Below are 25,374 nucleotides of genomic sequence, written 5' to 3'. Positions count from 1 at the left end.
GATCGATCAGATATCAGCGTCAGCCAGGTCGTCTTCGGTCTCTCTGACGGCCGAAGCCTTGACGTCCGGTGCCGGGGTCAGCAGCTTGTCGCGCAGCTGCTTCTCGAGAGTCGCGGCGATTTCCGGATTGTCTGCCAGGAACTTGGCCGAGTTGGCCTTGCCCTGACCGATCTTGGTGCCGTTGTAGGCATACCAGGCACCGGACTTCTCGACGAAACCGTGCAGCACACCCAGGTCGATCATCTCACCGTTGAGGTAGATGCCCTTGCCGTAAAGAATCTGGAACTCGGCCTGACGGAACGGCGAAGCCACCTTGTTCTTCACGACTTTGACGCGGGTTTCACTACCGACGACTTCATCACCTTCTTTCACCGCGCCAGTACGACGGATGTCCAGACGAACCGATGCGTAGAACTTCAGCGCGTTACCACCGGTGGTGGTTTCCGGGCTGCCGAACATCACGCCGATTTTCATGCGGATCTGGTTGATGAAGATCACCAGGCAGTTGGCGTTCTTGATGTTACCGGTGATTTTACGCAGCGCCTGGGACATCAGACGGGCTTGCAGGCCCACGTGCATGTCGCCCATTTCGCCTTCGATTTCAGCCTTTGGCACCAGAGCGGCCACGGAGTCGACGATGATCACGTCAACGGCGTTGGAACGCACCAGCATGTCGGTGATTTCCAGGGCCTGCTCGCCGGTGTCCGGCTGGGAAACCAGCAGGTCGTCGACGTTGACGCCCAGTTTGCCGGCGTACTCAGGGTCGAGAGCGTGTTCGGCGTCGACGAATGCGCAGGTCGCGCCGGCTTTTTGAGCCTGGGCGATCACCGACAATGTCAGGGTGGTTTTACCGGAGGATTCAGGACCGTAGATTTCAACGATACGGCCTTTTGGCAGGCCGCCAATGCCGAGCGCGATGTCCAGACCCAGAGAGCCAGTGGAAATGGCCGGGATCGCCTGACGGTCCTGATCGCCCATACGCATTACGGCACCCTTGCCGAATTGACGTTCGATCTGACCCAGGGCCGCAGCCAAGGCTTTCTTCTTGTTGTCGTCCATTAAAGTCCTCACGTAATCAATAAGGCCTGACGGCCAACACCTGTATAAGTAGCCAGTATTATTCCACAGCGTTTCAGGATCGCCTACCCCTGATTTGAGATTTCTCCAGCGGTATGCCGCAGCAGCCCCTCTAGCGCGGCCTTCACCGTTTGTCGGCGGACCTCGTCGCGGTTACCGGCAAAGTGCTGGACCTCGCTGAACACCTGCTCACCGACGCCCCAGGCCAGCCACACCGTGCCCACGGGCTTGTTCGGCGAACCGCCATCCGGCCCCGCCACACCGCTGACCGCCACGGCAAAACGCGCCCGGCTTTTTTCCTGTGCACCCCGGACCATGGCCTCGACCACCTCGCGACTGACCGCCCCGACGGTTGAAAACAACTCGGCCGGAACATTCAATTGCTGGGTTTTCTGACGGTTTGAGTAGGTAACATAACCGGCCTCGAACCACGCCGAGCTCCCCGGAATGCGGGTGATCGCCTCGCTGATCCCACCGCCGGTGCAGGACTCGGCGGCAGTGACGTGGGCATTGAGAAGCTGCAAGCGTCTGCCGAGTAGATCGGCCAGATGAGTGATCTCTTTCACGGCTCTCTCCTGATCGAGCGGAATGAGGCCTACCGTACACGAGCGAATCGCACTTGCAAGGTTCAGGATCGATCAAAATGTTAGTGAGCCAGAGCCCTGACATAGGCCTGACAGGCCTGCAAGGCAATCAATCCGCTGTCACCGGCGTCGGTGATGGCGATAATTCGTTGAGCATGCGCCGGGTCAAGTCGGGCTCTCGCGGCGCCATGATCCACGCCGCCGGTGCCGGAGGCAGCTGGCACTGCACAGGTTGAGGCAGCGTCATGGGCATCGAGGAGGACTGACAGGCGCACATCAGCAGTGGCAAGACGATCGCGCAGGCGACCTTGATCACGTTCGGCATCGCTAAGCGCTCGATAATGGGTTTGTTCACTGGCTGACAGTCGCTGCTTCAGGGCCAGACGCCTGTTTTGTTCGGCCTGTTGCTCGGTGGCGGTCGCCAGAGTCAGTTGATTAAGGCTCTCGGCGTGCACCCTGGCCTGTTCCGCCAGTTGCCGGCCGTAGCGCCAATCCTGAAACTGCCAGGCCAGCGCCGCCGAACAACCGGCCAGCACCAGCAGACCGATCAATCGCCAGCCGTTCAGACCGAAGACTGGCATAGCACCGCCCTCGCCCGCGCCCAGATTTCCAGGCGATCCTGCAACCCGTTCAGCCCGCCGTTGATACGGCGAGTGATGCTGTTGAACTGGTCGCGATCGGCCAATTCATTCAGGCCGTTTTGTTCCCAAAACCATGCCGCTGACTCGGCTGCCCACTGAGGCTGCTCCAGCAATTCAGGTAACGCCAACAAACGTTCATCGCCAAACAGGCCGATGCTGCATTGACAGTAGTTGTTACGCCCGGTGATCTGAATCAAGCCTCGGCCACGGTACTTTTGACCGTCGCCGTCGGGTTCCGGAGTGTTGCCCAAACGGGCGGCCAGGGTGCCAGTGTCGTATTTGCTCAGGTATTGAGTGCTCCCCAGTTCACGCACGTACTGCAGCTGCCCCGATTCGTGACCGACTTGCGCGAGGAAGGCAGCGATGCGTTTCGGGGTGTTGATGTTGCGGTGGGACATGGCGGTGTTGAGGGCGGAAATGAAAACGCCCGCTTGGGAGCGGGCGTTGGGCATAACGATCTGTAGTTGTTGCTGCGTAACTGTCATATAGCCCTAGGCCCTGACGCGTGTCTGGTTCGTGTCAAAGATATCCAGCCAGCCAAAGTGGCGTACTGGGTCGTTGCTCGCTGACAGGAAAGAACGACCCTTGCGGCCAATCCCGCCTGTACCTGATCGAAAAAATTCCGGGCTTTCAGCCGGCAGCCCTGTTTGGTACCGGTCCCCCGACCAGGATGACCATCGCACCATCGCCGCCCACATGGGTGGCCACGAGCGAAGAAAAAGCCGTCGGAAACGAGATCGGGAAGGTGATGTAGACATCGCCATTGGCATCCGTGGTGCCGACGCCCCATTGTTCAATGCTTCCACTGGGATACTTCTGGTAACCGACGTTGCCATAGACGCCGGAGAAGGACGAAGCGTACTTGTCTCGAACTGTGGCGCGGTCACAAACAGCTTGTTACTGCGCAACGCCGTCAGCAGTTGATCGTTACTCGCCTCTGACGGTTTGATACCGGCAGCCTCGATGACTTTCAACAACTCCAGAGTGACACCGTTGCCGCAGCTGGCAGGGATCAAAGAACCCGGAGTCCCCGTGATCGGGTTTCCATCGACAAACTTGACGTCCACCAAACTGGCGCTGGGGACACTATTGGGATAGTCCACGGTATGTCCTTCCGTTGGTATTTTGCAGGCAGCCGTGTGCTGATAACACACGACTGCACTTCCAGTTATCAATAAGTTTCAGGGTTTATACGGTTACGCCACTGACAGGTGAAGCCGGCCAGTCAATGATCATCGGGAAGTCCGGTTGCTGTTCAATGTCCATCAACTTGAGCGCATAGCGTTTCCACTCTTGCAGAGTGGCCAGTTGAACACTGGTGGCCTCACCTAGTTCATAAGCGTATTGCAGCGGCGCGACGCGAATAACAATCTGAAACAGACGACTGTCTCGCTGGGCGTTGGCTTGAGCGGTTTTGCCTGTTAGTTCGGCAGCCAAGTCCAGCACCCAGTCATCATTCAACCAAAAATAATATTCGCCGGGACGAGGCTTGAGGGTCAGATAGTCAGGCAACGGGCCCAACTCGAACCAGATTTCAACGCCACCTGTGTCTTTGCGATACGCCTCGCGGTTGCGCAAATCGATCAGTTGCGACGCGGCACCGTTACGCCAAACCCAGACATAGCCAGTTTCGGCGGCCGGTAATGCTTCCGGCAACTCTATGGCATTGCCTGGCAGGACAACGCCCACACCGGGGATCACCGGCAACTCCACCGGACCGACGAGTTCCTTCGTTGTTTCAGAAACATAGTAATAAACCATAAACACCTCTATTGAAAAATCTTGAGCATCCATTAAAAACGCAGACGAGCGTTAATTTCAGATGAATTTTATTCCGCCTGGGTAGGCGACATTTCGTGAACGCGCTTCTATACCTCCGGTAACTACGGTAACTTGGGTAACTTCGGTAAAACCAAGACAGCTCGGAACTTGATTGAATAGAGCATCGGGAGCGACTGATCCGGCACCTGAGGGAACACCCAACATGTCGCCTTTTAGTTCATGCCTGTGTGACTTCAATATATCAACTTGCCAACTACCAGCCATTCGAGCCGGCACTTCGCAAACGCCAATCCGTTTAGCCGCCCAGCGTTCATAAAAGCCAATGGCAACGTCTGCCCCGGCCATCGCCTGCGCGCGCTTGTACTCGCCCGCGGAATCGGCTTGGCCCCGGTGAGGTAGGGCGCGTTCGGGTCGTTGGCGTTCCAGCAGCTGAACTGCCAAGGCTTCTGGCACACGCCGGCGTAGCCTTCGCCCCACCAGGACTTGGCCTTACCGTCGTCCACCCGGTTGCGGATGGTCCAGGCGCAGGCCTGCAGGCCGGCCAGGCTCTCGCCGCGGGCCTCGCCCTACAAGGTGCGGGCGAGAATATCGCGGTCTTTTTCGGTTGCAGTCATCAGTAATCTCCAGGCGAAAAAAAGCCCGCACTTGGCGGGTATCGGAATCGCAGAGGGCGGTTATGGAGAGGCCGGCCACTCAATGGTGTCCGGGTAACCGGGTTGCTGGTCGATCTTGTTCAAAGCCAGCTTATACGCGGCAAAGGTCTTGAAGGTCGCCGTATCAGCCGCATCCAGCAAGCCGGCAATATAGGCATCAACCATGACTGCTGTAGCTTCACCGGCCGCAGACAGAAGCGCATCACGCCGAGCCATGGCCTTCGCCTTCAAATCGGCATCCGTCGGCACGGGCGGAACTGGCGCCGCGAAGCTCCAGATGCCATCCGCTTCGACGGCAGTCCATCCTTCGGCGGGTGACGTGGAGACACTGCTAACGTCAACCCAAATCATGTCCGAATGGAACATATCGGTAATGTCACCATCCGTATCCAGTAGATACTGAACCACACCTTCGTCAATGTTTGCATAAGTTCTCATTATGCGTACTCCCAAATGATTACGACACCAGGGGCGCCGAACGCAGGCTTCGCCAGCTGCTACGGGTCGGGGTGATTTCGGACTGTGCTATGCCTTGGCGTCCAGGCAGGTCGCGTCAATCTTGCAGCGATAGCTTTTTTCCCGGTCGCCGGTGGCGGTGACCTTGTCGATCGACCAACGCCCGCGCATGAAATCCGGCCAGGTGGGGTCCAGCAGCACGACCCCTTCAGCGGACAACCCCGGATTGCCAGGGCATTCGATCGTCACCTTGAGTGCTTCGCGCATCATCCGGCGGGTCTCGCCTTCGGCGGCGGCCCGGGCATCGTCTGCGCTCTGAAAACGCTGGCGGAGGGTCTTGAACGGTGCGATGCCACTCTCCTCGACACGCACTTTGCCGGCCGCCGCGTCCCACCAACTGGTCTTGCAGCCCTGGTATTTCGCCCGGGCGGTTTCATCCAGAACGGCGGAGATAAAGGCGTGATCCCCTGGGCGATTGTTGCTCGTCACCGACAGCTTTATGGTCGGCAGAACTTTGCCCGATAACGATTTCGCCTGACCGCGCCGTGCCAGCACATACAGCTCGTTGACCGGTTTGGCGACGGCGTCATGCAGGTAGGCCAATCGCGTCAGAAAACCCATGTCGGTTTCGTTGGACTGGTCGATGTGCGCGATTTTTATCAGTGACAGGTCCGGGGCCACACGAGGGGAAAACCCGTGCCTGGACGTCAACTGACGAAACAGCGCACCCAAGGTCGTCGGACCATGGCTGACCGATCGGCGCTGTTTGAACCCGGTCTGATCCGCCGCACTGAACGGCGCCGCCGTGGCCACCAGCGTCAGACGCAGAGGGAACAGCGTCGGCGTGCGTCGGGTAATGACGAACTCGCCTTTATCCACCAGCCCCGACTCCAGATAACCGACCCGCAGACCGATTTTCCCGCCCAGGCTGGGCAACCCTTCAAGCCCATCCAGACTGATCACGAGCGTCAGTTGATCGGACTCGATCCCCGCTGCGTCGATGTGCGTCCAACTGAGCAATCGTTCGTTGAGCAGCGCAGCGTTTGCGCCGTAAATTTCTACCGCAGGCGTGAAACCCAGTGACATGCTGCCTCCTTAATCCCAGGCCGAAACCGGTGTGGGTGCGACGGGTTTCGAATCCACTTCCGGCAGCACAACCCACACACCCGCCGGCAATATCGACCCCCATTCGGCAAGCTCCGGATTAAGACGCCAAAGCACTTCCTCGGTGGCATCGTCACAACGCTCAAGCTCGCGGTACAGCAACAGATTCACCGAATCACCGGCGATACTTCGAACCCTACGCATTGGCGAACTCCGTCAACTCGATAATCCAATCGACCACCATCGCGGTGCCGTCATCAAGGATGTTGTTTTGGGTTTCCGACACCTTGTTGATCTGCCACAGGCCCCAGTTGCGGCCGATGCCGTCAACCAAGGGCAAAGGGATGCGCAGCGCCTGCAAGGCACGCAACTCATCGAGCCGATCCATGGCGGTCGCGTACATCGACTTGCCTGTTATCGTCAGCCCTTGCAGGCCTTGGCCGACCTGACTGGATTTGGGTTTGCTGGTGAGGATGTCGATGCTTTTCCAGCCGCCGTCCGAGGTGTGCAGCAGGGTGTGGTAAGCGAAGTTTCTGGACAGGCCGAAAATGAAACTGCCGAGTGCCATTTGCTGACGCATCACGTACCTCCGTCAGTCAGGGCCGCATCACTTCGCATGGCGAGTGAGTTGGGCATGGTCATGAGTCCGAATTGGCCCGTGATCTGTTGCACAACCAGGTTCGCCAATTGACTGGCGCTAGCCTGATCCTGGCCATTGATATAGATGTTCGCGTTAACCGTGTTCTGCTGATTACTCGTCTGGGCGTTGGTCAGGTCTTTGCTGACCTGATCTGGAGCGGCGAGCTTGTCGGCGGGTGTAGCGAGTTTCTCACCCAGCCATTCCCCTCCCCAACTGCCCGCCATTCCCCCCAACAAACCACCGATTACGCCACCGACCGCCGTGCCCAGAACAGGCACCACACTGCCAATCATGGCGCCGGCAGCAGCACCGGCATAAGTGCCGGCGAGCCCACCACCGGCTGAGCCCAGCGCCCCGCCGACCGCTTTGGTATCACCCGCCTGCAAGCCTTTGACGGCATCGTAACCAGCACTGAGCAGCATCAGCGGCGCGACCCGTCTGGTGACTGCCGAGCCCATTCTGGCGGCACCCAGCAAGCGACTCCCGGTCGACATACGTGGCAGTTTGGTAGCGCTTTTTGGGATGGGCTTGATCGCTGCTTTTCCAGGAGCTGCGCTTTTTCCGGCCCTTGCCCCTCGGGATTGCTTTTTGCCCTTACCACCGCGTGCCTTGGCATCGGCTGTCAGATCCCCCGTTTCGGGAATCGGTCGCGCACCTGCCAGAACCAGAAGTTTTGTCGCCGCGGCGGTGATGGCCGAGGCCATCGCAACCTTGATTTCAGCACCACGCGCCAACGCAATGGCTCCCGCGAGCACCAGTAATCCTGCAGTAGCTTTCGGTTGTGCTTCAGCAACCCCGCTCAAGCCATCGGCCAATGCACCGAGCGACACCATCAAACCATCAGTCAACGGCGCCAGGGCATTGCCGCCCGCCGCAAACATCCGGTTCTTACTCGCATCCAGCGCATTCCAGCGCCCTTGCGAGGTTTCACCCAGCGCCTCGGCGGATTTCGCTACGGAGCCGTTGAATTTCGGCAACGTCCCGTCGGATGTCCGCTCGGACACCAGTAAAAACGCCTTTTGAACGTCTTCCGGTTTTTTCAGCAGTTCAAGAATCGCCGCGTTATCACCGAACAATGTCTTGGTCAGTGACTGCTGTTCTTCTGCTGGTTTTTTCTTCAGCGCTTCAAGCACCAGGTTGATCGTTCCCGGTGCGTCCTTGCGCAGGCCATCAGCCAACATCCCGGGATTGAATTTGCCGTCCAGATCAGACCAGGCCTTGCGCTGTTCCGGTGAAGCCGCGCCCCCCTTGGCCAAAACCGTGGTGAAGCCTTTCAAAGCCTCACCGGCACCGGACTTGTCCGCGCCGCTGTTCAAGAACGCCGCCGCGAGCGCCGCCATCTGTTCCGGCGTCATTCCCGCGGCGATGCCCGCCTCGCCACTGCGTTGCACGACAGAACCGATGTCTGCCGCTTTGACATTCAGACCGCTGTTGCCGAGATGGTTGGTTGCATCCGCCAGACTCAGGCTTTGTCCGCGATCCAGCTTCATTGAGGTGCGCCAGCCCAACAGCATCTCGCTGGCGGCCTTGACGTCGAGATTGAACGCCGACGCCGTCACCGCGCTATCTCGGGTGAAGTTCAGCAGTTCGTCCTGCTTTTTAGCCGGGTCGAGCCCGTCCCCGATACCTGCCTTCGCCGCCGCCAACTCGACCTGGGCCAGTTGAACCGCCGTTGCTCCGCTCGGAGCAACCTGCTTGTCAGTGGCCATTTTCAGATTGGCCTGCGACAGTTTCTGCAACTGGACGTTGTCCAGTTTCAGCACCTGGTTGAGCTCAACCATCGCCAACTCGGTCGCCATCGCCGACTTGAGCAAATCCGGTGGCGTGCGCTGATCAACCTCAGCCTTTAACTTGGACTTTGGCTCACTGCTTGCCGCAGGCACCGAAGCAGTCGCCTTGAGCAGCGACTGCTGCGACGACAGAGCAATGTTCAGCAACGCCAGTGCTTCGCGAAGTTTTACCTGTTCCGACACCAGCAGACGGATGTCGAGGCTGGCCGTGGTCAGGGCCAGGTTCAGGCCCGACGTTTCAGAGGCGCTGCCCAGTTGCGGCAATTCGATGCTTGCCGCACCGGACAGCGAATACTTACTGCCTGCCATCCTGCTCTACTCCTGTTTCACGCCAAGGCGAGTGATCGCAATGTCGTAGCGGCGCAAGGCCTTGCCGGCGTCCCACTCCAGAATTTCCGCCTCACTTACCGAGTAAATGAGCGGCACCACATCGAGGATTACTTCGATGTCGCGCTCCGAAAGAAGTCCGCCGGTTTGTTTAAAAAATCGTCGATGCGTACCTGAAGCTGTGTCCAGTCGGGCACGGTCAGCAGGTCCAGATCGGGCAGCATCAGCCCGGTGCAATGGGCGGTGATGAACTCGGCGCGTTCTTTGGCCGTTTTCAGTTTCTTCATCGCTTTGGTCGCGCGCAGCACCGGCATTTCCAGGGTCAGCGAGGTCATGCTGCGGCCCGCCACGTTGAGTGGTTGCAGCAGTTGCACTTGATCGGGGTCTACCGATTGTTCGCCCTGCGCTTGCTGTTCCAGAAAGTACGAAGCAGGGCGAGTCGACATCTCATGCACGTACTGCGCGATGCTCACGTAGTCCGGGCGTTTGAGCTGGTCCAGTTCCTTGACCGACAACCCCGTGGCCAACTTGGCCAGCTCGAAGAACTGATCGTCCTCATCATCGCCGGCACGGGCCAGGGCCTCTTTCTGCGCGGCGTAGTACAACGGTTTGAGTTGGATCTGCTCGATCTCGGCTCCGTCATCACCGGTAATCGGCGACAACAGGACATGCTTGGGAGGCATCCAGGACATGTAAGTAATTCCTTGGTGATTCATGAAAGGGTGCTGCACAGGAAACTGTTCGCCACAATCCTTGTGGGAGCGAGCCTGCCCGCTCCCACAGGTTGTGCGCCTTGGTTGGCCTTGGTGTTACGGCAGCAACACGGCGCGGCGGGCATCACCGAGGATGTCGACGCCGTTGAGCACGAACTTCTGGGTGCGCACGTCGACATCGATCACCGGAACGCCGTTTTCCAGGCGGTTGTAGGTGCGGCAGGACAGCTCGAGGGTGGTCTTGGGCTTTTCACCCATTTTCACGATGGCTTCTTCGAGGACCTTCAGCTTGCCGCCGACGGTGTGGTAGGTGAACCAGGTGTTACCGTCCTGATCCTGACCGGCTTCACGCACGTTCAGCAGGATGTCGTCGCCCAGCTTCACGCCCAGCGCCAGCATCACTTCGGGACCGGCGCCCTGCAGGATCAACTTGGCGCCCAGGGCCTTGGCGCTCTTGGCCATCTCCTCGACGACGAAGCGGCCGCCGACCATGTTTTCCATGTCGAATTCGATCTTCGGCGGGGTGAACTCTTCCACGGTCGCCGACAACGGCAGGCCTTGCAGGGTGGCCGCGATGGCCTGTCTTACGCGGTTGGTAAACATTAGAGAACGTCCTCCAGGAACTGCTCGATGATTTCATCGCGGGCGTTGAGTTGATAAATCATGTGTTCGTTCGGCGCGTAGCGGCCGTAGTCGATGACCACGTACCAGGTACCGTTTTTGTACTTCTCGACGCTGTTCAACTCAGGGTGCAGGTACACACTGCCGCCCGGGATGGTTTCGTCGGCGACCAGGGTTTGCAGCCAGTCGTTGATGCGCTTGACCTCCTGATCCATGAACGACTTGGTCAGGTTCTTGGCCATGGCCTTCTGACCGGCCTTCACCAGCTTGCGGCTGATCGCATCTTCAAGGCCCACGTAGCTGATGAACTTGCCGGTGACGGAGCGGTTACCCAGCAGCGAGAAGCCGCCGAGGATGGTCCGGGCGTAGTAGCTGATACCGTAACGGTTGAGCAGATCGCCTTCGGTGGAGGTGTCGAGGATGTTGTATTCCACGACTCGCGAAACGTCTTCGGCGTAGGTCACCTGGTTGCCCGGGCTCTCCCATTGCTTGACCTTGGCCAGCGCGGCGATGGCCAGGCTCGATGGCGCCAGGAACACGTTTTTCTTCGCGGCCTTGGAGTACACCGACGGCATGTTGTGCACCAGCAGGCAGCGGTCGAAACCGAGGTCCGCGCCGCCCAGCTCCTGGCTGTAAGTCACTTGATCGGCGACTGCGGCATCCTTGCCGTCGAGTACCACGCGAGCCTTGATGCGTTTGCCGAACGAGGCGAACTCACTGGCCACTGCTTTGGTGCCGGTGAAACCCGGCGCACCGATAATCGTCAGGTCTTCCGGTACACCGCCAAGCGCGGCCAGGCCCAGTTTGCGACCGGTCACTGGCTCGATGCCGCCGATCACGTTGTTCACGGTGTCGGCCGGGGTCGCGCCCGCTTCGACGATGACCACGTAGACCGGCACCTTGACCACTTTCAGGATCTGGAACACCGCGTGAAACAGCGTGCCCGACTCGGTACCGGTCGGGTCCAACAGTGCCTGGGTGGTGAAGCTGTTGATGCGGAACGGGGCGTTACGCGGAATCAGCAGATCCGCTTTCGGCGCAGTGCCGACCAGACCGATGACGTTGTCACCCAGGCCACCCATGGCCTCGGGGGATTCAGTGGCATTGACGGTAATGCCGTTGTGCTCGAAGTTCAAAACCTCAGCCATGGTTATTCAGCCTTCTTGGCAGCGGCCTTTTTGGCCGGGGTGGATGTAGAGGCCGACTCGACGGCCTCGGTTTTTTTCAGCTCCAGACGACCAGCGCTGCGCAGCGCACTGGCTTCCACATCGAGCAGGTCGAGTTCTTGACCGACGCTCGACCAGTGGCCACCTCCGGTGGGGAATGGGACGAGCACGGTGTAGGTTTGGCGTAGTGCCATTTGAGGTTCTCCAGAAACGAAAAAGCCCCTTTTGAGGAAGGGGCTGTCGGGTGTTGTTGGGTGTTGGGCGGAAAAGAAAACGCCCCGGTGGTTCGGGGCGTTACTCGGAAAGGCTGAAGGTCTCCATGGGTGGGTCGTCGAAACCCTGAGCTACCAGCCAGGCAGCCGCCAAAGCATCGTTCGGGCTGGTCGGCCATTCACTGTCTTGGGGTGCCCCTCCAACGATATCGACACGATTGAGTTCAACGCCGTAGATTTTCCAGGAGCGCAGATCCGCGATCTCGGTTTCAGTGGCAATATCCAAATCCACTGCGTTTTGCAATGTGGCAATCATGTTTGTGCTGAACTGCGTCAGGAGCGCTTTCTTCCTGGCGGCTTTCTTTTTCAGGGCGTCTGTAGTTGCGACCTCATCGACGACCCATTGATCGTCCTGCCACTTATCGAACTGGGTCGCTGGAGCTTCACGTGTATAACCTTCGGGCAAGTCACCCAACGTCTCCCAGACTTGCGCCTCACCGGTCTCGGTGCTGTAGACCGTCGTTCCACGGTAGTCCGCAACAATTTTCCACCCGTCGCCTGAAACCTTGACCGCTGTATGACCAGGCTCCAGCGTTGGCGGCTCACACTGATAAGCATGCGCGGGGATCAACCAGGTAAAAGGTTCCAGAGGACTCGGGTCTGCTACCCCCGCGCCGATGAACTCACCGGTAACGGGGTGCACATTACAGATCGTCGGTGGTGCGACCTCATCGGCGAGCCACCAGGACACCTCGCCTTCAACGGCCATGCGTTCGTCTGACATTCTCAAAAACTCCAATGTGGTTCTGATTAATATTTGATACAGGCGAGAAAAGCCGTGTTCAGTGGCCTGGCTTCAGTGCCACCGGAACTGGCAATGGTGATCGCGTGCGTGTGATCACCGGCGGCACTGGTCGTTGTCCCCGCAGACCCGTAGTAGGGCTCGTCACCCCACACCGCATTGCCGTCGGTGCCCGGCCCACGATCCAGGTTTATCCAAATCGAGTGTGTATGACTCCCGGCTACGGCCGCACTGCCGGTGTGCACGTGAGCGGCGTTCTGACTCGTCTGGGCGCTGCCGAGAATACGACCCGAATCGACGTTTCGCCCGTCATCGAACCCTCGATCGAAATGAGCACGAGAGTCCGGCAGGTTGAACGTCGTAGAACCATCCCCCGCCCCGTACAGTGTGCCGATCCTGGCAAACAGCGCGGCATAGGTCGTTCGCGATACAGCTGCCCCATTGCGTTTCAAAAAGCCGGCAGGCGGCGTTGCCATGGCGAAGTGCGTGACCTCCCCCACACGATCACCCGCCACGCCAAGTGCAAACGCCTCGACCTGCGCCTTGGTGTAAACGTCTGTCAGTCCGTAACCTGCCACCGTGGTCGGGTTGTCCCCCGCAATGGCCCGACCGTACTTATCAACGGTCAGCCCCCGATAGCTACCAGGCTGAATGCCTGTCCTGCCCACGAGCATTTCGAAGGTCAGTGCGGTAGTACCCAGAGTGATGGGGCCGTTGGTTGTCAGGTGCCACAGAGAGTCGCCATTCGCGACCCCTTCTTCGACCATGACCGTCAGGCCGGGCGATACCTTGGCGCTGGTATTGGCATCTAAGGCCCGCGACCAACCGTTATTGGACACAACCCAGATGCCGCTATCTTTGGCCAACGTCTGATAAGGCAATAGCACACGATCACCCGCGACCAATGCAACACCATCAATCTGCTGAGCACCGTTCAACACCACGTTAGCCGTGGCGGCAACCCGCACCGATTGCTTGCCGTCGAGTTTGCCGAGCTCTTCGGCGAGGTAACTCATAACCCACGCACGAGTGGCTTTTACCACCGTGTCGTCAATCAACAACGTCACCAACGCCGCATTACTGGTCTCGAAAATCGAACGAATGTAGAACTCTTTCCCCGAGCCCGAAGTCGCCAGCACCGGCTTGAACGATTCCGGATACTTGACGATGGCGTAAAGGATCCCGGTATCAGTCCAGATCCCAGCCTCACGCACATACCAGCCGCCCACTTCAGGCGGGATAGTCACTTCAGCCAGCAACCAGCTCGGATTCTTCTCATCCTGGAACAGTGCATTGAGTGGCCCGCGCCACACTTCGCGTTTCAGTGCCGTGGCGGTCGCGGCCGGGTTGTAAACCGCGCCGCCGCCGTCGCCGACGGAAATCTGCGACAGCTTGATCGGTGTGCCCGCTGCCTTGCAGGCGGTTTCGTAGGCGATCCCCGCATTGGTGAGCAGGGTGTAATAGTCGGCCATTTAGGACCCCTGAGGATAAATAGTGGAGGTTTCGACGGTGTAGAGCCCAGCGGCCATGAAGGCCTGACCCGAGGCTTCAAGCCCTTCGATGACGATCGGATAAACCGTGGTCAGCTCGCCGCATACGGTGGCGGCGCCGATGACATGACTGCCGAATGCGCTCAAGCCGACGGAAACCTTCAAGGTGTCGCGTTCGCTTTTGGCATCGGCCAGGCGTCGGTCGAGACGGGCGTCGATTTCTTCGCTGTAGGGCTGTTCGGTGAAGGCCCTGACGGAAAAGCTGTAAGGCGGGCCGGGTGGTGTTTGTTCGTACCAGGCGCGCACCTCAGGCATCAATTGCAATCCCTTGGCCGCGTTTTCCAGTGCTTTTCGCGTCCCGGCCTGCCGTGCGGTGGGCCAGGCCAGTTCCACCGTCAGGCGTTTTTCCGCCTCGGTCGCCTCGGTGCTCCATTCGCTGACCCCGCGATCCGCGCCCAGGTACGGCAGGAACGCCAGCGGTGTTTTGGCGGGGTTCATCAGTTCGGGGAACGGCCGGTCGATGCGCTCAAGCAACCGGGCGAAACCGAGATCAAGCGCCCTTTCCAGCGGTGAGCTGTTGGCCGGCAACAGGCTCGGGCGAGGTGTGTCGTCACTCATAACGTATCCACCTCGACCTCGACGCCCGTGCAATACGGCGCTTGAAAAGCGCTCGTCACAATCGGCGCTACCGGCTCAAGGATTTGCAGTTGAACCGCCCCGGCGCTGTGCAGCGTGTAGTCGATCCAGCTCGGGTCCACTCGCCCTTCCAGGCGATGACAGGCATCGGCATACGCCTGCAGCTGCTGTTGCGCGGCAACCTTGGTCAGCCCTGAATCGGGGCCCGGGTTGATCTTCGCGATCACCCGGATTTTGTAGTTCTTGATTTGCGCGCCCTGCACGGTGACCAGGTCCGTTTCGGGCCGGACATCAGGCCGGGCGAAATGCTGGCGAACACCGTCAAGCAGCGCTTCGGACGGCGTGCCATCGCCCTCTCGGGAAAGCACCGTAACCGTGACTTCGCCTGGCGCGGTCCGGCGCCCGTTGCCGTCCTTGACCTGCGCGACATAGCCGTCCGGGTCGAAGGTGTAAGTGACCGTCACCACACCCGCCGCGGTGGTTTCCACCTTCACGGCAGGCCGTTCGCCAAGGGTGAAGATCTCGCGCCGATACTGCATGCGTGAGCCGGCCGCCGGTGCATGGGGCGCCAGGTAATAACGCAACCGGGCGTCGTCGTCGCTCTCGTAGACCGGATTGATCGGCGGGAACGCCGCCGGGTCGCCCGGGTCCAGCAACTGGCGCTCAAGCCCCATGTCCGCGAGGCGCGCATCGAGGTTGGTCCCAGTGGCCCACCACGCCAGCATCTGCTTGATACGGGCGTTGTATTTGCGTTCATGGGTTTGCAACCGTACACAAAACGCCTCAAGTGCCAGGGTCAGCAACTCGCTTTCGTTTTCCAGGCTGACCGCAAGCTTGGCCGCGCTCTCGGGGGAACGGGCGCCGACGTACTCGACAACGAAGGTCTTGAACTCCGCGAGCAGATCCTCGAACGCTTCGACCGTGACGATTGCCGGTTCGGCCAACTGGTTCTGGCCAGGTATCAACATACTCATGCCACCACCTCGAAGGTCTGTTGGCGGTTTTTCCAGGTGCCGGCGAAACGCAACAACAACCCGGCACCGTAGCGGCTGGCCACAATGACCTGCGGCTCGAAATCGTCGATGCCGTTGTACTTGTTGTAAAACGCTTGGGCGGCATGGCTCTGGGCGAGAATCAGCAGGTCGTCGCCGAGGTTCTGCCCCAGCAACTCAGTGAGTGCGCAACCATACAAAGGGCGCTTCTGACGCGTGCCCAACGGCGTGGTCAGCGCCCGGGTGGCGCGCTGCACGAACTGCAGCCAGTCGTCGACCGTTGCGCCGGTGTTTCTATCGATTCCGATCATGGGAAGCTCTTTATGCAGTACTGATGACGCGACCCTGGTGATCCACCAACGGGCCGCTCAGATGCACACCGGAAGCGTCGAGCCGCAGGCCGACGGCGCCCAGTTGCAATTCGATGGCCTCAGGCCTCATCGCCAGCCTCGCCGGGCCGATGTTCAACTCGAGGGATTCACGGGAACCGGTGAACGCCGCCGGGCCGTTCTTCCAGTGCAGGACATGACTGGCGTGGTCGTAACCGTTTTCCGTGCCGTCCTGATAAAGGCGACGCGTCAACGATGCCTGTGTCGAGACGGGCGGGAACTGACCGCCGTTGAGACCGAACAACGCCACCGACTGCCCGCCGCCCTCGCCACCGCCGTGGTTCAGCAGCAAACACTGCTCACCCACGGAAGGAATCCGCGACTCGCTCTGTGCCCCGGCGCTTGGGTTGAAAAACCGGATCGCCGGGGTGAGCAGTTCCCCATGACGGACCTTGCAGGTATTGCTGGCCGCATCGACTTCCTGACACACGCCGATGCGACAGAAACTGTCAGCACGCCGGTGCAAGTCTTCGAGCTCGGTTTCCATCTCGGCCAAACGCTCGATGATCGGCCCCAGTTGCATACGTAACAGCGCATCAAACATGGGTCAGCCCTCGAGTGCGGTGTATTGACCCGGGTCGTCGATGTTCGACACCTCCCAGGTACGGGCAAATTTCGGGATGCCCAACGGGTCTTCGAGCAGCGTCGGGCCGAGGTACAGGGTTTGGGTAAATGAAACGGTCCAGGCGGTGTACTCCCGTGCATCGCTGATGAACGTGGACGGGATGCCATCAATGTTCATCGGCAGATCGCATTGCTCGCCCGGCAGTTTCCAGCGGTTATCGACGACCAGACTTTTCAACTCACTGGCCAGATCGCACGCCGCCAACCCTGCGCCGGGCAACACGGCTTGCAAGGAAACCGTCAGGACATGAGCGATACGTCCGTCGTTGGCACGGATGCCCGGCGCATCGCGTTCGATGGCGATCAACACCCAGGGCAAATCGACAGTGCCATCAAAGTCTTGATGACTCCCGACCTTCAAGCCGGGAATGGCGATACGCAACGTCTCGGCAATGGCAGAAAACAGCTGCGACGGTTTTTCGATGACAGCGGGCATCAATGGCCTCCTATTCCTATGGCAATACGAAGATCAGCGACGCCGGTTCACTGTTGATCCGGGTGAGAATCGCGCGGTGGCACTTCACAAACGCCAATCCGCTTGGCGGCCCAACGTTCGTAAAGTCCGATGGCCACGTCCGCCCCGGCCATCGCCGTCAGGCAGCCAAAGGCGCCGGCGGCCCAGATCGACAGGCCCGCGGCGTACAACAGCATGATCGCCGAGACGCCACAGATCATGCAGGCCCCGGACCGCAAGGCCAGGCGCCGCAGCAGTGACCAGCCACGGGCGCCCTCCTTGTCGGCGCGCCACATTTCGCCGGACACCCCGCCCGCTACGGCGAGGAGGATGACGAGCCAGATCGGCATGTCCAGCAACGCTTGTTGCTCGTTTGTCATGTCCCGCCTCCTGGGGTAATTGATGAGTGATGTGTGTTGGATTCAATCGATGTCTCTTGAGGTAGGCATTCCAAAAAGCCCGGAGCATTCCGGGCTTTTCAGTAATGCGCTCCTTCGCCTTCCTTTAATCCTGTGTCAAAAAGGAAGCTGACTTTTCGGCGCTACTGGCGCGGTACGAGTCCATTCAAATTGTTTTTCCGACCGCGGTCCCTGCCCGCCGGATAACTGCTTCTGGTGCTTTACGCTGCACACCCGGGTCAGTTGCCAACCCTCTGAACCGTTGAGGCCGGTTCATCGCTGCCTTTGTGATGGAACTAAAGAGCTTCGTTTCGAGCCGCTTTGTTGAGCGGCTTGAGACAAAGAATATGCATGGATGCATATACAGTCAATGCATAAATGCATTTATTTATGCGCTTAAAATGCACAGACGCATGAAAGCCCCACAGACAAAGGCGTTGGCGGTTTTCGGCAGGCGAAAAAAAACCCGTCGGGCGACGGGTTTTATCTGACAGCGGTGAGGTTAGCGGGCGTACATGCCCCACCAGAAGACGTGACCAAGGATGACGATTTGCTCTTCCTGGATTTCCTGGAAGCTGTAGTCCTCGTCCGGATGCTCATCGCGATTGAAGCTGCGCAGGCGAATCCCGGTCGGCAGGCGATAAAGCTGTTTCACCCGTAACTGGCCGTTGTGGTTGATGGCGTACAGGTCGCCGTCGATGATGTCGCCAATCCCGCATTTACCGGCATTCACCCCCACCGTGGCGCCGTCGCGCAGTACCGGCAACATGCTGTTGCCACGCACGGTCACGCATTTGGCCTGGTCGAACTGCACACCGTTGTGGCGCAAGCTACGCTTGCCGAAGCGCAGGCTAGAGCGCTCGCTCTCTTCGATGACGAATCTTCCTGATCCAGCAGCCAATTCAACCTCGCGAAGAAAGGGGACAGACACCTCGTCGTCATCGACAGGCGTATCGTCGTCCCACAGGCTTATGTCCTTGAGTTCCGAATGCAATTGATCGCGCCCGGCGCTGGCGGCCGGCGCGACATCCGCGCGGCCCCGCAATTGATCGGTGCTCACAGCAAAGTATTCGGCAATCTTCGAGATATGTTTATCCGAAGGATCGACGATTTTCCCGCTGAGGATGCGCGAGAGAGTGGATTGAGGCACGCCGGTGCGACGGTGAAGCTCCGTGGGGGAGATCCCGTGCTGATCGAGCAGCGCTCTTAAGACGGTAGAAACATTGCGTTTTTGCATAACGCGAATAGTGCTTGATCTTTTTTCGGAAGACAAATGCCAAATTGCATAATTTGTGCATAGACCCACGAAAAATAGCCTTGAGGCTTTCATGCCTGCGTCGGGCGGACCGCCCATGGTAACCTTGCGCCCATCGCGGAAAAGCCGGGCCGATGCCCCTCCTTTGCCCCACACCTTTCAACGAATTTGCCTATATCCGATGAATAAAGCCGTCTCCGATCTGTCCTCCCACACGCCAATGATGCAGCAATACTGGCGCCTGAAGAACCAGCACCCCGACCAGCTGATGTTCTATCGCATGGGCGACTTCTACGAGATCTTCTATGAAGACGCGAAGAAGGCCGCCAAGCTGCTGGACATCACCCTGACGGCTCGTGGGCAATCGGCGGGTCAGGCGATTCCGATGTGTGGGATTCCTTACCACGCTGCGGAAGGTTACCTGGCGAAACTGGTGAAGCTTGGCGAATCGGTGGTGATCTGCGAGCAGGTCGGCGACCCGGCCACCAGCAAAGGGCCGGTGGATCGTCAGGTGGTGCGGATCATCACGCCCGGCACGGTCAGCGATGAAGCGCTGCTGGATGAGCGTCGGGACAACCTGATCGCAGCGGTGCTGGGGGACGAGCGTCTGTTCGGTCTGGCGGTGCTGGACATCACCAGCGGCAACTTCACGGTGCTGGAGATCAAGGGCTGGGAAAACCTGCTGGCGGAACTGGAGCGGGTCAACCCGGTTGAGCTGATGATCCCGGATGACTGGCCGAAGGATTTGCCGGCGGAAAAACGCCGTGGGGTTCGTCGCCGTGCGCCGTGGGATTTCGAGCGCGACTCGGCGTTGAAAAGTCTTTGCCAGCAGTTCTCCACCCAGGACCTGAAAGGTTTCGGCTGCGAGAACCTGACCCTGGCCATCGGCGCTGCTGGCTGCCTGCTCAGTTACGCCAAGGAAACCCAGCGCACTGCCCTGCCTCACTTGCGCAGCCTGCGTCATGAACGCCTGGACGACACCGTGGTGCTGGACGGCGCCAGCCGGCGCAACCTGGAACTGGATACCAACCTGGCCGGTGGTCGCGACAACACGTTGCAATCGGTGGTCGACCGCTGCCAGACCGCCATGGGCAGCCGTTTGCTGACCCGCTGGCTGAACCGTCCGCTGCGGGATTTGACGGTACTACTGGCACGCCAGACGTCGATCACCTGCCTGCTGGACCGTTATCGTTTCGAGAAACTGCAGCCGCAGCTCAAGGAAATCGGTGACATCGAGCGGATTCTGGCGCGGATCGGCCTGCGTAATGCCCGCCCTCGTGACTTGGCGCGTCTGCGCGATGCCCTCGGCGCACTGCCAGAGTTGCAGGTGGCGATGGCCGAGCTTGAAGCTCCGCACATCATGCAATTGGCGACGACCACCAGCACCTATCCAGAACTCGCGGCGCTGCTGGAAAAAGCCATCATCGACAACCCGCCAGCGGTGATCCGTGACGGCGGCGTGTTGAAAACCGGTTACGACAGCGAACTCGACGAGCTGCAATCGCTCAGCGAAAACGCCGGGCAGTTCCTGATCGATCTGGAAGCCCGGGAGAAGGCCCGCACCGGCCTGGCCAACCTGAAAGTGGGTTACAACCGCATTCACGGTTACTTCATTGAGTTGCCGAGCAAGCAGGCCGAATCGGCACCGGCAGACTATATCCGTCGCCAGACCCTCAAGGGTGCCGAGCGCTTCATCACCCCGGAACTGAAAGCGTTCGAAGACAAGGCGCTGTCAGCCAAGAGCCGCGCCCTGGCGCGCGAGAAGATGCTCTACGAAGCACTGCTCGAAGACCTGATCGCCCAGTTGCCGCCCCTGCAAGACACAGCCGCCGCACTGGCCGAACTGGACGTACTGAGCAACCTCGCCGAGCGTGCACTGAATCTGGACCTGAACTGCCCGCGCTTCGTCAGCGAGCCATGCATGCGCATCAGCCAGGGTCGTCACCCGGTGGTCGAGCAAGTACTCACCACACCATTCGTGGCCAACGACCTGAGCCTCGATGACAGCACCCGCATGCTGGTGATCACCGGTCCGAACATGGGCGGTAAATCCACCTACATGCGCCAGACCGCGTTGATCGTGCTGCTGGCGCACATCGGTAGCTTCGTGCCGGCGGCCAGTTGCGAATTGTCCCTGGTCGACCGGATCTTCACCCGGATCGGTTCCAGCGACGACCTGGCGGGCGGGCGTTCGACCTTCATGGTCGAAATGAGCGAAACCGCGAACATCCTGCACAACGCCACCGAGCGCAGCCTGGTGCTGATGGACGAAGTCGGTCGCGGTACCAGCACCTTCGACGGCCTGTCCCTGGCGTGGGCCGCGGCCGAGCGTCTGGCACAACTGCGGGCCTATACACTGTTCGCCACTCACTATTTCGAGCTGACGGTGCTGCCGGAAGCCCAGCCGCTAGTAGCCAACGTGCACCTCAATGCCACCGAGCACAACGAACGCATCGTGTTCCTGCACCACGTGCTGCCTGGGCCTGCCAGCCAGAGCTATGGCCTGGCGGTTGCACAGTTGGCCGGGGTGCCGAGCGAAGTGATCGTGCGTGCCCGTGAACACTTGAGCCGGCTGGAATCCACGGCGCTGCCCCATGAAGTGCCGACGCCGGCCAAAGGCAAATCCGTTGCGCCGCAACAGAGCGACATGTTCGCCAGCCTGCCGCATCCGGTGCTGGATGAACTGGCCAAACTTGATCTGGATGACCTGACACCACGCAGGGCTTTGGAAATGCTCTATACATTAAAGACACGGATCTAACGCACTTGCCTGCAAGCTGTTAGAATCTCGCGCGGTTTGGGATGCTGCAGGCTCATAGCCTGGCCTGCAGACTATCGCTCCCGAACCTGGCGACCCCGTCCTGAAGGGGCTCCGCTGCCGCCGCCTGAGGAGAAAATTAGAAATGACCTTCGTCGTCACCGACAACTGCATCAAGTGCAAGTACACCGACTGCGTAGAAGTCTGTCCGGTGGACTGCTTTTACGAAGGCCCGAACTTCCTGGTGATTCACCCGGATGAGTGCATCGACTGCGCACTGTGCGAACCAGAATGCCCTGCCGTGGCCATCTTCTCTGAAGATGAAGTTCCCGCCGGCATGGAAAACTTCATTCAGCTGAACATGGAATTGGCCGAGGTATGGCCAAACATCACTGAACGGAAAGATCCATTGCCCGATTCCGCTGAATGGGATGGCAAGCCAGGCAAGATCGAACACCTCGAACGCTGATTTCCCTCGCGTTCCCGAAAAGGCCCCTTGCGGGCCTTTTTGCTTTTCTGCAGGCAAAAAAAGGGGCGGTTTGACCCGCCCACATTTTTTCCCTATTCCATGTGTTCCTTTTCATCGTCCTGATGAATCGCATCCTGCGATGTCCGTTCCCCTCTTCCTTGAAGGGCGTGTCTATCCGTCGACACAGTTCAAATACTAGAGGATTCCCCACCAAGAGCAATCGGCCTCCATGACTGAAATCATCTGTAATATGCTGTTAACTCAATAAAATAATCATATAAATCAATAACTTATAAATACAGCATCCTTCGAATAGACAACTACCAGGGTGTAAAAATAATGAACACTTACGAAAGAGTAAGCAAAGACTTACACCACGAGACTACAAACCTGAGGTGGCGCCAATACCAACGCGCCTCTCTCATCTTGCCGACAACAAAAAGCCCCGAACCAGTCGGGGCTTTTGGTTGACGGTTGAGCGAATGGCTTATTGGAACAGCGACTCACTCGACAGGCCGTTTTTCTCGAGAATCTCCCGAAGACGCTTGAGGCCTTCAACCTGGATTTGCCTGACCCGCTCCCGGGTAAGGCCGATTTCCAGGCCGACATCTTCAAGCGTACTGCTCTCGTGACCTCGCAAGCCGAAGCGGCGTACGACCACCTCGCGTTGCTTGTCGGTCAGCTCCGAAAGCCATTGATCGATGCTCTGCGACAGGTCGTCATCCTGCAACAGTTCACATGGATCGGTCGGGCGGTCGTCGGTCAGGGTGTCCAGCAGGGTTTTATCCGAATCCGGACCCAGCGAGACGTCGACCGAAGAAACCCGCTCGTTCAGGCCAAGCATGCGCTTGACCTCGCCTACCGGTTTCTCCAGCAGGTTGGCAATTTCTTCGGGTGAGGGTTCATGGTCGAGCTTTTGAGTCAGCTCCCGTGCAGCCCGCAAGTACACGTTGAGCTCTTTGACCACATGAATAGGTAGCCGGATGGTCCGGGTCTGATTCATGATCGCGCGTTCGATGGTCTGACGAATCCACCAGGTGGCGTAGGTCGAAAAGCGGAAGCCGCGTTCTGGATCGAACTTTTCCACTGCCCGGATCAGGCCGAGGTTACCCTCTTCGATCAGGTCCAGCAGCGACAGCCCACGATTGACGTAACGCCGGGCGATTTTCACCACCAGCCGCAGGTTGCTTTCAATCATGCGCTTGCGTCCGGCCGGATCACCACTTTGCGACAGGCGTGCAAAATGAACTTCTTCTTCCGGGGAGAGCAATGGGGAAAAGCCGATTTCATTGAGGTACAGCTGCGTGGCATCGAGTGCCCGGGTGTAGTCGATGTACTTGTGTTGCTTTAACGAAGCGGAGTGTCTGGATTTGGCACGAACGGAAGGTGGTGCATCCCCTTCATCATTCGACATCGAATCCATTGCGATGCCGGTCTCCATAAGGAGAACCTCATCGTCGATGTCAAACTCCGGCACTTCTTTACTGAGAGCCATTGTTATAGTCCTTTGGTGAGTTCGACCTCAAGCTCAAGCGGCGCCTTGATCCCTGGCAACGCTGGAGCCTGTTCCCTCTACGTGACGGAACAGGCTTGGCTAACAAATCAACGACGTGGCAGGAACTGCAGCGGATCTACAGGTTTACCTTGTCGGCGAATCTCAAAATGCAGTTTCACCCGGTCTGTACCCGTTGACCCCATTTCGGCAATTGTCTGTCCGACTTTGACCTGCTGCCCCTCCCGAACCAACAGCCTGCGGTTGTGACCGTAGGCACTGACGTAGGTATCGCTGTGTTTGATGATGACTAATTCGCCGTAGCCCCTTAAGCCACTCCCGGCGTATACCACCGTCCCATCAGACGCAGCTAAAACAGGCTGTCCCAAATCTCCGGCGATATCAATTCCTTTATTCAAACTACCGTTTGAAGAGAATTTTCCAATCAGAATGCCATTAGAAGGCCACCCCCAGCCCGTCGGGGCCGGACCGGCAGGAGGCAGTGGAGCGGGTGCCGGTTTGCTGGCGACGGACGGTGCGAGCACCGTTGTACTGGTCGTTGTGCCATTTGCCTGACGCCGAATTACCGTGGTTTTGCTCGACGACGAAGGCGAGGAACTGGACGAACTCACCACCGCTGCCGGCGTTGAATCATTGCGACCGTCGAAGCGAATCGTCTGACCCGGATGGATCGTGTAAGGCGTAGGAATGTTGTTCCTTGCCGCGAGGGCTTTGTAGTCCCAGCCGTAGCGAAAGGCGATGGAAAACAACGTGTCCTTGGGTCGAACAATGTACTGGCCGGTGGTTACGGCCGGACGCTGGGCGACCGCGTTGTTGCGATCGACAACTCCCGCGCTACTCGATTTGGTGCTGGAGCAACCGACCAGCAAGGTACTCAAGACAAGACCAGTCACCAGACGCTGAAAGCTCGTTATACCCATTCGCTGCGCAACGACTGTGAGACTCACCCGCCGCTCCCTTTGTGGTGGCTGAAAATATGAATTGCCGTGTTTCGGCACGAAATGTCGCAAGTATAACGGGCCGAACAGGCTTTACCTTTAATGAAGCGGATTCGCTTCACGCACACGTTTGCTGCCTGATGATGAATTCTGTTTAACCCATCGATGCCGCTGTAAGACCCGGGCAATCGAAGAGAATTCAGCACGTTGAAACAAATGCTCAGGCCAGCGGCCCGTTGAGTAGTGGCACAAAGCGCACTGCCCCCAGAACACGCCTGGAAAAGCCCTGTTCTTCACGGATGATCAGCATCAATTGTTGAACTTCACCAGAACCGACCGGAATCACCAATCGCCCGCCCGGTGCCAATTGATCGAGCAGCGCCTGAGGCACGTCGGTGGCCACGGCGGTCACAATGATACCGTTGTACGGCGCCAGCGCCGGCCAGCCTTCCCAGCCATCGCCCCAGCGAAATACCACATTGCGCAGGTTCAGCTCCACCAGGCGCTCCTTGGCTCGATCTTGCAGAACCTTGATGCGCTCGACGGAAAAAACCCGCTCGACCAGTTGCGACAGCACCGCTGTCTGGTAACCCGAACCAGTACCGATTTCCAGCACCTTGTCCAACGGGCCGGCTTCCAGCAGCAGCTCGCTCATGCGCGCCACCATATAAGGCTGGGAGATGGTCTGGTTATGGCCAATCGGTAGCGCCGTATCTTCATAAGCGCGGTGGGCCAGCGCCTCATCGACGAACAGGTGACGCGGTGTGCGGCGGATGACTTCCAGCACCTTGGCGTTGGACACCCCTTCTTCATAGAGGCGCTGAATCAGACGCTCACGGGTCCGCTGGGAGGTCATCCCGATGCCGCGGTGCAGAATATCGTCTTGTTCA

28 protein-coding genes and 3 pseudogenes are annotated in these 25,374 nt (G+C 59.0%); 2 read left to right on the top strand and 29 right to left on the bottom strand.

Features of this window, described 5'->3' with window-relative positions; translation table 11 throughout:
- Window positions 1-6: 6 nt before the first annotated feature.
- The 26 genes and pseudogenes from recA to AC07VO_RS16040 form a co-directional block, all read right to left on the bottom strand.
- Window positions 7-1,059: a recombinase RecA gene (gene recA / locus AC07VO_RS16165; RefSeq protein ID WP_007940559.1), complete on the bottom strand. Its 1,053-nt coding sequence runs from the start codon at window positions 1,057-1,059 to the stop codon at window positions 7-9.
- Window positions 1,060-1,142: 83 nt separating this feature from the next.
- A complete protein-coding gene (locus tag AC07VO_RS16160; protein WP_019647843.1) occupies window positions 1,143-1,643 on the bottom strand; it encodes a CinA family protein in 501 nt (166 codons plus the stop codon).
- An 80-nt stretch (window positions 1,644-1,723) separates the two neighbouring features.
- Window positions 1,724-2,242, bottom strand: coding sequence for a lysis system i-spanin subunit Rz (locus AC07VO_RS16155; RefSeq protein ID WP_086944778.1), 519 nt, complete (start codon window positions 2,240-2,242; stop codon window positions 1,724-1,726).
- Window positions 2,224-2,787 carry a glycoside hydrolase family 19 protein gene (locus AC07VO_RS16150; RefSeq protein WP_086944777.1) on the bottom strand — a complete coding sequence of 188 codons (564 nt, stop codon included), beginning with the start codon at window positions 2,785-2,787 and terminating at the stop codon, window positions 2,224-2,226. The genes AC07VO_RS16155 and AC07VO_RS16150 overlap by 19 nt, the downstream gene beginning before the upstream one ends.
- A 145-nt stretch (window positions 2,788-2,932) precedes the next feature.
- Entirely contained in the window at window positions 2,933-3,100 is a 168-nt protein-coding gene (locus tag AC07VO_RS16145) for a gp53-like domain-containing protein (RefSeq protein ID WP_425439655.1), read from the bottom strand.
- A 390-nt stretch (window positions 3,101-3,490) separates the two neighbouring features.
- Window positions 3,491-4,096, bottom strand: coding sequence for a tail fiber assembly protein (locus tag AC07VO_RS16140; protein ID WP_225602968.1), 606 nt, complete (start codon window positions 4,094-4,096; stop codon window positions 3,491-3,493).
- A 252-nt stretch (window positions 4,097-4,348) separates the two neighbouring features.
- Window positions 4,349-4,435, bottom strand: a pseudogene (locus tag AC07VO_RS16135) (phage holin family protein); the annotation flags it as partial.
- A gap of 20 nt (window positions 4,436-4,455) precedes the next feature.
- Window positions 4,456-4,698: pseudogene (locus tag AC07VO_RS16130) on the bottom strand (cell wall hydrolase); the annotation flags it as partial.
- A 60-nt stretch (window positions 4,699-4,758) separates the two neighbouring features.
- A complete protein-coding gene (locus AC07VO_RS16125; protein ID WP_086944775.1) occupies window positions 4,759-5,175 on the bottom strand; it encodes a tail fiber assembly protein in 417 nt (138 codons plus the stop codon).
- Between the two features lie 87 nt (window positions 5,176-5,262).
- Entirely contained in the window at window positions 5,263-6,279 is a 1,017-nt protein-coding gene (locus AC07VO_RS16120; RefSeq protein ID WP_086944774.1) for a contractile injection system protein, VgrG/Pvc8 family, read from the bottom strand.
- 9 nt (window positions 6,280-6,288) lie between these two features.
- Window positions 6,289-6,501, bottom strand: a complete 213-nt coding sequence (locus AC07VO_RS16115; RefSeq protein WP_086944773.1) for a tail protein X — start codon at window positions 6,499-6,501, stop codon at window positions 6,289-6,291.
- The gene (locus AC07VO_RS16110; RefSeq protein ID WP_086944772.1) at window positions 6,494-6,877 is read right to left on the bottom strand and encodes a phage tail protein; all 384 of its coding nucleotides are present in this window, start codon (window positions 6,875-6,877) and stop codon (window positions 6,494-6,496) included. The genes AC07VO_RS16115 and AC07VO_RS16110 overlap by 8 nt, the downstream gene beginning before the upstream one ends.
- The gene (locus AC07VO_RS16105) at window positions 6,877-9,036 is read right to left on the bottom strand and encodes a phage tail tape measure protein (RefSeq protein WP_086944771.1); all 2,160 of its coding nucleotides are present in this window, start codon (window positions 9,034-9,036) and stop codon (window positions 6,877-6,879) included. Before AC07VO_RS16105 ends, AC07VO_RS16110 begins: the two co-directional genes overlap by 1 nt.
- Before the next feature lie 128 nt (window positions 9,037-9,164).
- A complete protein-coding gene (locus tag AC07VO_RS16100; protein WP_086944770.1) occupies window positions 9,165-9,746 on the bottom strand; it encodes a phage tail assembly protein in 582 nt (193 codons plus the stop codon).
- Window positions 9,747-9,863: 117 nt separating this feature from the next.
- Complete coding sequence (locus AC07VO_RS16095) at window positions 9,864-10,370, bottom strand: phage major tail tube protein (protein ID WP_086944769.1); 507 nt, start codon at window positions 10,368-10,370, stop codon at window positions 9,864-9,866.
- Window positions 10,370-11,536, bottom strand: a complete 1,167-nt coding sequence (locus AC07VO_RS16090; RefSeq protein ID WP_018926983.1) for a phage tail sheath protein — start codon at window positions 11,534-11,536, stop codon at window positions 10,370-10,372. The genes AC07VO_RS16095 and AC07VO_RS16090 overlap by 1 nt, the downstream gene beginning before the upstream one ends.
- Window positions 11,537-11,538: 2 nt before the next feature.
- Window positions 11,539-11,748, bottom strand: a complete 210-nt coding sequence (locus tag AC07VO_RS16085; RefSeq protein ID WP_018926984.1) for a hypothetical protein — start codon at window positions 11,746-11,748, stop codon at window positions 11,539-11,541.
- A 100-nt stretch (window positions 11,749-11,848) separates the two neighbouring features.
- On the bottom strand, window positions 11,849-12,550 hold the full coding sequence (locus tag AC07VO_RS16080; protein WP_086944768.1) for a tail fiber assembly protein: 702 nt from the start codon (window positions 12,548-12,550) through the stop codon (window positions 11,849-11,851).
- A 278-nt stretch (window positions 12,551-12,828) separates the two neighbouring features.
- A pseudogene (locus tag AC07VO_RS16075) lies at window positions 12,829-14,040 on the bottom strand (phage tail-collar fiber domain-containing protein); the annotation flags it as partial.
- The gene (locus AC07VO_RS16070; RefSeq protein ID WP_086944766.1) at window positions 14,041-14,676 is read right to left on the bottom strand and encodes a phage tail protein I; all 636 of its coding nucleotides are present in this window, start codon (window positions 14,674-14,676) and stop codon (window positions 14,041-14,043) included.
- Window positions 14,673-15,668 (bottom strand): baseplate J/gp47 family protein, encoded by a 996-nt coding sequence (locus AC07VO_RS16065; RefSeq protein ID WP_086944765.1) that lies wholly within the window; start codon window positions 15,666-15,668, stop codon window positions 14,673-14,675. The genes AC07VO_RS16070 and AC07VO_RS16065 overlap by 4 nt, the downstream gene beginning before the upstream one ends.
- Window positions 15,665-15,997, bottom strand: coding sequence for a phage baseplate protein (locus tag AC07VO_RS16060; protein ID WP_018926989.1), 333 nt, complete (start codon window positions 15,995-15,997; stop codon window positions 15,665-15,667). The genes AC07VO_RS16065 and AC07VO_RS16060 overlap by 4 nt, the downstream gene beginning before the upstream one ends.
- Window positions 15,998-16,007: 10 nt before the next feature.
- Window positions 16,008-16,619, bottom strand: coding sequence for a phage baseplate assembly protein V (locus AC07VO_RS16055; protein WP_086944764.1), 612 nt, complete (start codon window positions 16,617-16,619; stop codon window positions 16,008-16,010).
- Between the two features lie 3 nt (window positions 16,620-16,622).
- Window positions 16,623-17,135, bottom strand: coding sequence for a hypothetical protein (locus AC07VO_RS16050; protein ID WP_086944763.1), 513 nt, complete (start codon window positions 17,133-17,135; stop codon window positions 16,623-16,625).
- Window positions 17,136-17,182: 47 nt separating this feature from the next.
- A complete protein-coding gene (locus AC07VO_RS16045) occupies window positions 17,183-17,533 on the bottom strand; it encodes a phage holin family protein (protein ID WP_064620035.1) in 351 nt (116 codons plus the stop codon).
- A 520-nt stretch (window positions 17,534-18,053) separates the two neighbouring features.
- Complete coding sequence (locus AC07VO_RS16040) at window positions 18,054-18,788, bottom strand: XRE family transcriptional regulator (RefSeq protein WP_026331839.1); 735 nt, start codon at window positions 18,786-18,788, stop codon at window positions 18,054-18,056.
- Window positions 18,789-18,987: 199 nt separating this feature from the next.
- On the opposite strand from AC07VO_RS16040, the gene mutS reads away from it, so the two are divergent.
- The gene (gene mutS, locus AC07VO_RS16035) at window positions 18,988-21,567 is read left to right on the top strand and encodes a DNA mismatch repair protein MutS (RefSeq protein ID WP_026286487.1); all 2,580 of its coding nucleotides are present in this window, start codon (window positions 18,988-18,990) and stop codon (window positions 21,565-21,567) included.
- A gap of 142 nt (window positions 21,568-21,709) precedes the next feature.
- Window positions 21,710-22,033, top strand: a complete 324-nt coding sequence (gene fdxA, locus AC07VO_RS16030) for a ferredoxin FdxA (RefSeq protein ID WP_007940535.1) — start codon at window positions 21,710-21,712, stop codon at window positions 22,031-22,033.
- Window positions 22,034-22,520: 487 nt separating this feature from the next.
- On the opposite strand, the gene rpoS is transcribed toward fdxA, so the two are convergent.
- The 3 genes from rpoS to AC07VO_RS16015 all read right to left on the bottom strand — a co-directional run bounded on the left by rpoS (window position 22,521) and on the right by AC07VO_RS16015 (window position 25,340).
- Entirely contained in the window at window positions 22,521-23,528 is a 1,008-nt protein-coding gene (gene rpoS, locus AC07VO_RS16025) for an RNA polymerase sigma factor RpoS (protein ID WP_007940534.1), read from the bottom strand.
- 107 nt (window positions 23,529-23,635) lie between these two features.
- The gene (locus tag AC07VO_RS16020) at window positions 23,636-24,493 is read right to left on the bottom strand and encodes a peptidoglycan DD-metalloendopeptidase family protein (RefSeq protein ID WP_026286488.1); all 858 of its coding nucleotides are present in this window, start codon (window positions 24,491-24,493) and stop codon (window positions 23,636-23,638) included.
- A 211-nt stretch (window positions 24,494-24,704) separates the two neighbouring features.
- Window positions 24,705-25,340 (bottom strand): protein-L-isoaspartate(D-aspartate) O-methyltransferase, encoded by a 636-nt coding sequence (locus tag AC07VO_RS16015; RefSeq protein ID WP_173861137.1) that lies wholly within the window; start codon window positions 25,338-25,340, stop codon window positions 24,705-24,707.
- Window positions 25,341-25,374 lie beyond the last annotated feature (34 nt).

The sequence above is a fragment of the Pseudomonas sp. GW821-FHT03E01 genome (genome assembly GCF_059420765.1).
This window is presented reverse-complemented; position numbering and strand designations above follow the sequence as displayed.